The following is an 8,128-nucleotide window of genomic DNA, read 5'->3' as shown; positions in this document are numbered from 1 at the left end:
TTGTCGTGAATGAAACTGAAATCAATATGCGCATCAATTTTGCGCAAAAGATGGTTGGACGGAACCAGACTATCCAGACTGACCATCTCAAGTTCCGTTTGTTGAGGACCGCGTTTTTTAAGCATTCCTCATTGAATCACAAAGGCCTCGCCAAGGCGAGACCTTTGTCAGCAATCTGAGGCATGTTCGTTTAGAAATGAACATGCCTTTTTTATGGGTGTGTAATGACGTCTCGCTAATCTATGATCCCTTGCCCAAAGCTTTTGACCATGGAACCGACGAGCATATACCAGCCATCAACCAGTACGAAGAAGATGATCTTGAAGGGCAGGGCAATGATGACCGGCGGCAACATCATCATCCCCATGGACATCAGGACAGAAGCCACGATCATATCGATGACCAGAAACGGGATGAACAGCAGGAAGCCGATCTCGAAGGCCTTACGCAGCTCGCTGATGATAAAGGCGGGGATCAGGGCTTTAAGCGGCACATTATCCGGATTGACGTGAGGCTCTTCCTGCGCGATGCCGAGAAAAAGGTCGAGGTCTTTATCGCGGACATGCTGCATCATAAAACGCTGAAAGGGCTGTACCGTGCGCTCAAAAGCGGCGATTTCTTCCAAATCACCATCCATATAGGGTTTGAGGCCTTGATCATAGGCTTGTTCAAACGTGGGCATCATGATGAAGAAGGTTAGAAACAACGCCAGGGACACCAGGACCTGGTTGGGTGGGGCTTGTTGTGTCCCAAGGGCGGTCCTCAGGAAGCTGAAGACGATGATCAAGCGCGTAAAGGATGTCACCATGATGAGGATGGAGGGTGCGAGAGATAGCACGGTCGTCAGGGCGATCAACTGGATGATGCGCGAAGTCGTGCTTTCTGGCCCACCTACGTTCGGATCGCCAAAGTCCAGCGTAAAACTTTGAGCGAGAACGTCGGAGTTACACAGCGCAAGGATCAGAAACGCTAGCCCGGAGATAAATCCGCCGGAAAGAGAGAGCTTGAGGATTTGCTTAGTGGTCATACTTGGGCAGCCTCTGTCGGTTCTTTGCTGTCGTCTTGTTCCCGTGCATTTTCCAAAAGGTGAGAGGAAAAGCTTGCTTCTGGCGGGATGATATTTTGCTCCACAACCAGATCTGTCGTGCCGCCGATGACAATCAGATGTTCTTTGTCATCGCGTTTGACCAGCACAAGGCGACGCTTATTGTCGATGGGCATAATCTCGGAAATGCTTAATCGGCGTTTTGTGCTGCGTGGGCCGTTGCGATAGCCAAGACCATAACGTTTTGCCATAAAAGCCAGAATACCGATCATGGCGATCACAAATGCGAGCGCAAAAACAAACCTGAGATAATCTGCAATTTCCATTCTGGGGTCCTAGTCTTCCTGTTCGTCGTCGCGCACTTCTTGTGCAAAAAGCGGGTTTGCCTGTGTTTGGGTCGAGTAAAAATGCTCGCTGAGCGCATCATGCTGCAAATCGAGATCTTTTTCCAGTCGTTCTATGGATTTAAACAGATTTTCCAAGTCACCAAGGACATCGCGGGCCTGTGGTCTGGGGGCCTGTTTGATCTTTTGACAGACTTGCTCCAGCCGGGCATGCAGCGGCGTGATGTCAACCAGGGTGCTTTGGTGGATTAAGCGCTGGGCGGTTTCTACGAAATCGGCAAGCTTGGCAATTTCCTCGCGGATCTCATCTTGGACAGGAGATGATGTCATGGGGTGTCTTCCTCCTCGTCGGTATTCTTATCGGAAAATGCGGGCTCTTTGGGTTTGAGTGGAACATCCACGCCGGGCATGTCTTCGCCATTGGCACGGTAGACATAGGCCAATATCTCGGCAACGGCGGCAAAAGCCTCGACGGGAATTTCTTCGCCCACATCCAGTAGGCCGAGGACTTGGGCAAGGTCTGCATCTTCTCGCACCCGCACGCCCTGTTCAAAGGCGATTTGTAAAATCTGTTCCGCAATGGCGCCACGACCGGAGGCCAGAATCTCCGGTGCTGTGTCTTCTATCCCTGCATAAGACAGGGCGACCGCGATTTGATCGGGGTCGTTGGGTTTGCGCATCTTGGGTATGTCGTTGCTCAAAGCATCATTCCGTCTGGCTGGCTCATCTTTATCTGACAGTATAGAAAACCAGCTCTTTAAAGTTTATTAATCCCGTTGAACCATATAAAACACTTACACAAACCTTTACCATTTGTTAAGATAATGATTACATAGTACATACGTATCATTGGGCGAAGTATTACTGTGTACTGAATTTTTGTTCTTGGGAGGTCGAGGGCATAAGTCAGTTTAGGAGTTCAAAATGGACTTAGGTAAAATGTCTCTGTTCGCAACGTTGAAAAAGCGAATGGATTACATTAGCAACAGGCAGGAAGTGTTGGCGGAAAATATCGCGAACGCGGACACGCCAAAATATCAGGCCCGTGACTTAAAGCCGTTCAACTTCAGAGAGTTGATGCGCGCTCAAGCCATGCATGTGAAGCCGGTTGGCACCGACCCGAAACATATCGGGACGCAGCCTGCGCGTATGCGTGAATATGCGGGGACGAACCCCAAGCCTTATGAATCGACCATCGACGGCAACCAGGTGGTGCTGGAAGAACAGATGACCAAGATGACTGAGTCTCAAGTGGACCATCAACTGACGACAGAGCTTTATAAAAAGAACATGTCTTTGTTCCGAATCGCGCTGGGTAAGCGCTAGAAGTTAGGAAGGTTGAGGTAACAAGATGGACGATCTCTTCAAAAGTATGCGAATTTCGACGGCGGGCATGAAAGTGCAGGGCGCGCGGTTACGGGTGATTTCTGAAAACGTCGCCAACGCGGACTCATTGCCGACCAAACCGGGGGAAATGCCTTATCGTCGCAAAAAAATCCTGTTTAAAAATGAACTGGATCGCGAGATGGACTACAACCTTGTGAAAGTTCATAAGGTCAAGGAAGATAGTACGAAGAATTTTAGGCGGGTGTTTGATCCCGCGCATCCGGCAGCAGATGAAAATGGCTATGTATTGCGCCCCAACGTCAACTCGTTGATCGAGATGACGGATATGAAAGAGGCGCAACGTTCTTACGAAGCCAATGTAAACACGATTAAAGCCAGCAAAAAAATGCTGGAACAGACCATCGGCATTTTGCGTTAAAGTGGTAGGGGATTAAAGAATGGCTGACAATATGATGGCATCAGCGGCTGCGGCTTACGCAAAATCGGCCGCGGAGATGACCAAGCTGCCGACTTTAAGCGGTACGCAGGCACCACAAGAGCAGGAATTTTCCGATTTGCTGAAAGCAGCGGTGCAGGAAGCAGCGGATATCGGCTATAAAAGTGAGCGTATGACTTTGGCGGCAGCCGCAGGGTCTGCGGATGTGAACGAGGTGATTACAGCCGTTGCGGAAGCGGAAGTGACCTTGCAAGCGGTCACGACGGTCCGTGATAAAGTCATTCAGGCTTATCAAGAAATTATCAAGATGCCGATTTAAGGCGGTATCGTATAATGAATGATGTTGGCGTAATTGAAATTGGACGCGAGGCTTTCTGGGTCATCCTCGTGATTGGTGGACCTGTCTTGATGGCCGGGTTGCTGATCGGTTTGCTTATCGCGCTCTTTCAGGCCTTGACCTCCATTCAGGAAATGACGTTAGTGTTTGTGCCGAAAATCATCGTGATTTTTGTGGCACTGGTCGTGATGATGCCGTTTATGATCCATCATATGGTGGACTTCGGTGAGTCTATTTTCGACAAAATAATCGCCATAAATTAGGGACGCGCCGATGCTCAGCGACGTTCTGGCTTTTAACATTTTCCATTTTGGTTTGATCATGGCGCGCATGAGTGGTGCGCTTTTTGTCATGCCGGGGTTTAGCGCAACTTTTGTGTCTACGCGTATCCGCCTGCTGTTTGCCTTGATGCTGTCGTTCATTATGGTGCCGGTGGTTTCTGACAATTTCCCCCCTTTCCCTATCCATCCGCTAGAATTGCTGATGTTGATCGGCGGCGAAATCCTGATCGGTTTTTTCTTTGGCATGTTGATGGCGGTGATGCTCAGCGCCATGACCACGCTGGGCACGATTGTTGCTTTCGTCGCGGCTTTGTCCAACGCCTTTTCTTTTGATGCGGTATCGCAATCTCAGGGGTCGATCATTTCGACGTTTTTTGTGAATTTGGCGTTGGTGACGATCTTTGTGACGGATCTGCATCATTTGATGTTGGGGGCGGTTGTGGATAGTTACACGCTGTTTACCCCTGGGCAAATGCCGCCGATTGGCGACTTTGCCGAATTTTTTACCCAGACGGTTGCCGGATCGTTTAAGATCGGCGTGCAGCTGGCGGCACCGTTTTTTTTATTGTCGTTTGGCTTTCAGTTGGCAATGGGCTTGATCAGTCGATTGAACCCGCAATTTCAGATCTACTTTGTCGCCATGCCTGCGCAGATTATGATTACCTTGTTGATGCTTATGTTTACCATATCCGGTATTGTCATGGTATTCTTGGAATATTATCAACAAAATCTCATCCGCTTTATGGAACCGTAAGGGGCGAGTATGGCTGAAGGCGACGACGACGCGTCAAAAACAGAAGAACCGACCGACAAAAAACTTCAGAAAGCAAAAGAAGAAGGCCAGGTTTCGCAATCGCAGGAAATTAAAAGCTGGGCGAGCTTTTTCTCTGCGGCGGTTTTTGTCGTGTTTCTTGGGCCGATCTTTGCCGAAAGCCTGTTGGCGCCGATTACATTTTTTATTTCGGAGGGGTATCAAATCTCGGTTGATCCCCATAATTTAGAGGTTTTGTTTTCGCGACTGCTGGCAGATATGGGCTTGCGGGTCTTGCCTTTGTTGTTTGTGTTTATGGTGACGGCTGTATTTGCGGGTGTGATCCAGACAGGGTTGATTTGGGCCCCTAAAAAAATTCAGCCGAAACTGGAAAATATTTCCTTTAAGAAGGGGATAAAAAAGGTTATCTCCACCAAGTCGGTCATGGAATTGGTGAAGACAGTTTTTAAGATGACCTTGGTCGGCGCCGTCGCTTTTGGTGTGATCATCCCTGTTTTCTATGACATGGAAGTCCTGCCGGCTTATGACGTTTTCCATATCATGGAATTGATGTATGACATTGCGGTCATCATGCTGGTCGGGGTGACCGCCCTGATGACATTGATCGCAGCGTTGGACTATTCCTATCAGAAGTACAGTTTCACAAAGCAAATGCGCATGACCAAGCAAGAAGTCAAAGACGAACATAAGCAAGCTGAAGGGGACCCGCTGGTCAAAGCCAAAATTCGTCAGTTGCGGATGGAACGCGCGCGCCAACGCATGATGGCGGCGGTCCCCAGTGCGGATGTGATTGTTACCAACCCGACGCACTATGCCTGTGCCTTATCCTATAAGCAGGATATGATGAGTGCGCCGAAATTGGTTGCTAAGGGGATGGACAATCTTGCCCTTCGTATCCGTGAGCTGGCAGATGAAAATGATGTCCCGATTTTCGAAAACCCACCTTTGGCCCGTGCCCTCTATGCCTCCGTCGAGATCGATCAGGAAATTCCGTCAGAACATTATGCCGCTGTGGCGGAAGTGATCGGCTATGTGATGCGTCTGAAGGGGCACCTGAATTAATGTCGCTTCGCCCTCAGTTGATCCGCCTTGCAAAACAAATTAAAAGACACGCCCGCCAACCCATCCTGTGGGGACTGGTGACGTGGTTGTCCTTGTTGTTGGCGGCGGCAAACCATTTTCTGATCGGCTTTCATGATCTTTGGAGCTATGGCTTTTTAGGGATGGGCATGGTCGGGCTGATGTTGTTGGGCTGGACAATCGGATCATCGGGCAATGCCGGGGCATTTGGTGATTTGTTGCGACAAGCCATTGATGTCTTGCCGGAAGCACGTTTGATTTTGGCCCGCGACGGGACCACTGTTTATGCCAATCCCGGCTTTCAACGCCTGATGCCCCATGCACCGGGAAAGGCCGAGATCAGCGGTATCCTCGATCTTTTGGATGGACCGGATGCGGTCGCGGAATTCAAACGCCTGCGTGCCAATGCAGCCGTCGGGGTGGGCGATCATGCGGAAGTTGCGATTAAACTGAGCGATGGTACGCGTGAATGGCGGCGTTTATCGGTTGTACCTTTACGAAAACCCCGTGGTTTCAGTTTGTGGTTGGTGCGCGATATCAGCGCCCGGCGGGAAATGGAACAGGCGCAGCGCAAAGAGTTTCGCCAGACCTTTGATTTTGTCGACAACCTGCCGGTCGGTTTTTTCAGCTCCGATCAGAATGGGCGCTTTCGTTTTGTGAACCAGACCCTTGGGGACTGGCTGGGTGTCTCCCCGGAAATGGCGCGGGCAACGGGCATGGGCTTGTCTGACTTTGTCCTTGAAATGAACGACGGGGCGGAAGGGGTGATGAGCCTGCGTGGGGCGGATGGCAAGTCTTTTGACGTGTTTGTACGACAAACAGAATTATATGACATACATGGTCGGTTTGTTCATAACCGCTGCATTGTCTTGCGCGATGGGATTGAACAAGGCGAGATAACGCCGCGACGCGTGCAGACGGCTCCGCATAAAGCGACGTTGGGCTATGATCCGCGGGTGCGCTGGTTGTTTAAGGAAGCACCGATCGGCATTGCGGTGCTCGATCTGGATTTGAAGGTGAATGACTGTAACCGCGCCTTCCTTAAAATGCTGGGTCGCCATCAGGAAGCGATTGTTGGGCGTGCCTTGTTCGATCAGATCAAGGCGGAAAATCACGAAGATGCATCACGTCAGTTGGGTAAAGTTGCGATGGGGGCGATTGCGGCGGTGCGTTTTGACGTGCAGATGGCAACCTCACGCGGGCGGGTGCTGACGGTATCGGTTTTCGCCGGACATATGGAAGATGAGACAGGTCAGATCAGTGGCCTTGTGCTGCACTTTATCGATGCAACAGAACAGCGCGATCTGGAATTGCAATTCACCCAAGCTCAGAAGATGCAAGCCATCGGTCAGCTTGCGGGGGGGGTCGCGCATGATTTTAACAACGTGTTGACGGCGTTGACGGGGTTCTGCGAAATTTTGTTGGAACGTCACCCCAAGGGCGATCCCGACCATCAGGAACTGCAACAGATTTATCAAAGCGGTAACCGCGCAACCGATCTTGTGCGCCAGCTTTTGGCATTCTCGCGTAAACAGACGTTACGCCCGAAAATCGTCGATATCTCCGAAGTGATTTCCGATCTGTCGTCCATGCTCAATCGCTCTTTGGGGGAAACCGTCCAGTTGCGGATTGAACATGGACGCGATCTCAAACAAATCCGCGTGGATACGGGACAGTTGGAACAGGTCGTCGTGAACCTTGCGGTGAACGCAGGTCATGCCATGAACGGCGAAGGTGAAGTCATCATCCGCACCGCAAATGCCGATGTGCTGGAACCGATCGAGCAAGCCCATGATACCATGCCGCCTGGACGTTATGTGTCGGTTGAAGTCTCCGATACCGGCTGTGGCATCCCGCCGGAAAACCTGACCAAAATCTTCGAGCCGTTCTTTACCACCAAGGATGTGGATAAGGGGACTGGATTGGGCTTGTCCACGGTCTATGGCATCGTACGTCAGACAGACGGCTATATTTTTGTGGATAGTGTCATCAATAAAGGCACGACCTTTAGCATCTATTTCCCGGCTGTCGAGGATGATGCGGTGCCCAAGAAGATTGAGAAAAAGCAACCTGACCTGTTTGACCATGCGGATTTGACCGGAACGGCCACAATCTTGCTGGTGGAAGATGAAGACCCGGTCCGTCTGTTTGGCGCGCGTGCCCTGAGTGCCAAGGGCTACAATGTTCTTGAAGCTTCAAGTGGGGATATGGCGTGGGAAATCGTTCAAAAACAGGGGGATAAGATCAACCTGATCATCACCGATGTGGTGATGCCGGGCATGAAGGGGCCGGATATGGTGGAACTGGTGCGCGCCCGTCTGCCGGATATCAAGGTGATCTTTATGTCAGGTTATGCCGAAGACGTGATCCCGGAAGGGATTGAAAATGATCCGACAATCCATTTCCTGCCCAAGCCATTTAAGCTTAAAGACCTAGCCTTTAAAGTGAAGGACGTTTTAGGGGATGTGTAAGTCTTTATGATGGGC

The 8,128-nt window shown here is 50.6% G+C and carries 11 protein-coding genes; 7 read left to right on the top strand and 4 right to left on the bottom strand.

The window, feature by feature from the left end:
* Nucleotides 1–235: 235 nt before the first annotated feature.
* Genes fliP through Q397_RS21715 form a run of 4 tightly spaced genes read right to left on the bottom strand, consistent with a single transcriptional unit; the run spans nucleotide 236 to nucleotide 2,090 of the window.
* On the bottom strand, nucleotides 236–1,027 hold the full coding sequence (gene fliP, locus Q397_RS0108790; protein WP_028879107.1) for a flagellar type III secretion system pore protein FliP: 792 nt from the start codon (nucleotides 1,025–1,027) through the stop codon (nucleotides 236–238).
* Nucleotides 1,024–1,371 carry a FliO/MopB family protein gene (locus Q397_RS21720; RefSeq protein ID WP_051609854.1) on the bottom strand — a complete coding sequence of 116 codons (348 nt, stop codon included), beginning with the start codon at nucleotides 1,369–1,371 and terminating at the stop codon, nucleotides 1,024–1,026. The genes fliP and Q397_RS21720 overlap by 4 nt, the downstream gene beginning before the upstream one ends.
* A gap of 9 nt (nucleotides 1,372–1,380) precedes the next feature.
* Nucleotides 1,381–1,719, bottom strand: coding sequence for a hypothetical protein (locus Q397_RS0108780; protein WP_028879106.1), 339 nt, complete (start codon nucleotides 1,717–1,719; stop codon nucleotides 1,381–1,383).
* Nucleotides 1,716–2,090 carry an EscU/YscU/HrcU family type III secretion system export apparatus switch protein gene (locus tag Q397_RS21715; protein WP_240475046.1) on the bottom strand — a complete coding sequence of 125 codons (375 nt, stop codon included), beginning with the start codon at nucleotides 2,088–2,090 and terminating at the stop codon, nucleotides 1,716–1,718. Before Q397_RS21715 ends, Q397_RS0108780 begins: the two co-directional genes overlap by 4 nt.
* 223 nt (nucleotides 2,091–2,313) lie before the next feature.
* On the opposite strand from Q397_RS21715, the gene flgB reads away from it, so the two are divergent.
* Genes flgB through Q397_RS0108740 form a run of 7 tightly spaced genes read left to right on the top strand, consistent with a single transcriptional unit; the run spans nucleotide 2,314 to nucleotide 8,113 of the window.
* Nucleotides 2,314–2,715, top strand: coding sequence for a flagellar basal body rod protein FlgB (gene flgB / locus Q397_RS0108770; protein ID WP_028879105.1), 402 nt, complete (start codon nucleotides 2,314–2,316; stop codon nucleotides 2,713–2,715).
* Nucleotides 2,716–2,740: 25 nt separating this feature from the next.
* Nucleotides 2,741–3,154, top strand: coding sequence for a flagellar basal body rod protein FlgC (gene flgC, locus Q397_RS0108765; protein ID WP_028879104.1), 414 nt, complete (start codon nucleotides 2,741–2,743; stop codon nucleotides 3,152–3,154).
* A 19-nt stretch (nucleotides 3,155–3,173) separates the two neighbouring features.
* Entirely contained in the window at nucleotides 3,174–3,491 is a 318-nt protein-coding gene (fliE, locus tag Q397_RS0108760; RefSeq protein WP_051609852.1) for a flagellar hook-basal body complex protein FliE, read from the top strand.
* A gap of 14 nt (nucleotides 3,492–3,505) precedes the next feature.
* A complete protein-coding gene (gene fliQ, locus Q397_RS0108755; protein ID WP_028879102.1) occupies nucleotides 3,506–3,772 on the top strand; it encodes a flagellar biosynthesis protein FliQ in 267 nt (88 codons plus the stop codon).
* Nucleotides 3,773–3,782: 10 nt separating this feature from the next.
* On the top strand, nucleotides 3,783–4,544 hold the full coding sequence (locus Q397_RS0108750) for a flagellar biosynthetic protein FliR (protein ID WP_028879101.1): 762 nt from the start codon (nucleotides 3,783–3,785) through the stop codon (nucleotides 4,542–4,544).
* A 9-nt stretch (nucleotides 4,545–4,553) separates the two neighbouring features.
* Nucleotides 4,554–5,624: a flagellar biosynthesis protein FlhB gene (flhB, locus tag Q397_RS0108745; protein ID WP_028879100.1), complete on the top strand. Its 1,071-nt coding sequence runs from the start codon at nucleotides 4,554–4,556 to the stop codon at nucleotides 5,622–5,624.
* A complete protein-coding gene (locus Q397_RS0108740; RefSeq protein ID WP_051609851.1) occupies nucleotides 5,624–8,113 on the top strand; it encodes a hybrid sensor histidine kinase/response regulator in 2,490 nt (829 codons plus the stop codon). The genes flhB and Q397_RS0108740 overlap by 1 nt, the downstream gene beginning before the upstream one ends.
* Nucleotides 8,114–8,128 lie beyond the last annotated feature (15 nt).

The sequence above is a fragment of the Terasakiella pusilla DSM 6293 genome (genome assembly GCF_000688235.1).
Classification (GTDB): domain Bacteria; phylum Pseudomonadota; class Alphaproteobacteria; order Rhodospirillales; family Terasakiellaceae; genus Terasakiella; species Terasakiella pusilla.
This window is presented reverse-complemented; position numbering and strand designations above follow the sequence as displayed.